Below are 1,151 nucleotides of genomic sequence, written 5' to 3'. Positions count from 1 at the left end.
GGGCCTGTTGCGTTATTAGGCTTTGGACGCCTGGAGGGACTGCAGGGGCGCAGCGAGGTGCTTTACGGCGCGGGTTTGCGGCCGGATAGGGTAGGAGTTGGCGTATTCGGTGGGTTCGGGGCGCAGTGCGACCCAGGATCAGGTGGCCAGCGTCACCCAGCGGCGCATGTTGAAGGCCATGGCCGCGATGAGGACCTGTCCTGCCGCCTTGGCCAGGCCGCGATAGCGGATGGCGCAAAGTCGCATGCGGTTCTTCAAGGTGGCGAAGGTCGTCTCGACGGCAAAGCGTTGCCGGGCGATCAGCTGGTTGAACTGCTTCAGGCGAGCCGGCAGGCGCGGATGATGCTTGTTGGCTCGCCGCATCAGCCGCGGCTTGATCCCGCGCTGCCTCAGCGACAGCTCGCGCGCCTTGGTGTGATAGGCCGCATCCGCCAGCACCGCGCCTTCGTCGCCACAGATCAGATGATCCGCTTCGACCGTGTCGTTGACGTTGGCCGCTGTCGTCCTCACCCGGCGGATCAGACCAGAACCCTGGTCGACACCGACATGGGCCTTGTAGCCGTAGGAGGAGCCAGGCTTGCCCTGCCGGCGTGTAAAGCCGGCATCGGGATCGCCGACCTCGCCCACCTCCTGCGCGGCTCCACTGGGTGGCCGTGCCGCCGCCGTCTCGATCACCGTGGCGTCGAGCATCGTGCCGCGCCGCAGGATCAGCCCGGCTTTGTCCAACTGATGGTCCAGTTCGCCAAACAGCTTCTCCAGAAGCCCAGCCTCGACGAGAAGACTGCGAAAGCGGTTGAGCGTGGTGTGGTCGGGCACCGTCTCCTCGAGCGTCAACCCAACGAAACGGCGAAACGACAGCCGATCGGCGAGCGCCTCCTCCAGTTCGCTGTCCGACAGCCCATACAAGGATTGCAGCAGAAGCGCCCTGAACATCACCAGCGAATTGTACGCAGGCCGCCCTGGCCCAGCCGGCGAGCGCAGCCGCGCCAGGATCTTCTCGAAGCGATACCACTTCACCAGCGACGACAGCCGGTCCAGCCGACCGCTCCGACCAAGACCCTGTGGCAGCAGAGCCTCCACAAAACTGAACTGACCGCTCGGCTTTGTCGTCATCGCAAAATCCCCGTTTCAAAAACAGGGAATCACATCCA

At 64.5% G+C, this 1,151-nt stretch carries 1 protein-coding gene; it reads right to left on the bottom strand.

What is annotated here, in order from left to right:
• Positions 1-138 precede the first annotated feature (138 nt).
• On the bottom strand, positions 139-1,113 hold the full coding sequence (locus tag AC1DXM_RS31930; protein WP_477239539.1) for an IS5 family transposase: 975 nt from the start codon (positions 1,111-1,113) through the stop codon (positions 139-141).
• Positions 1,114-1,151: the final 38 nt, after the last annotated feature.

This window comes from Mesorhizobium sp. P3_A2 (genome assembly GCF_056403115.1).
Note: the sequence above shows the minus strand (reverse complement) of the source record. Positions and strands in the feature narration are given on the sequence as shown.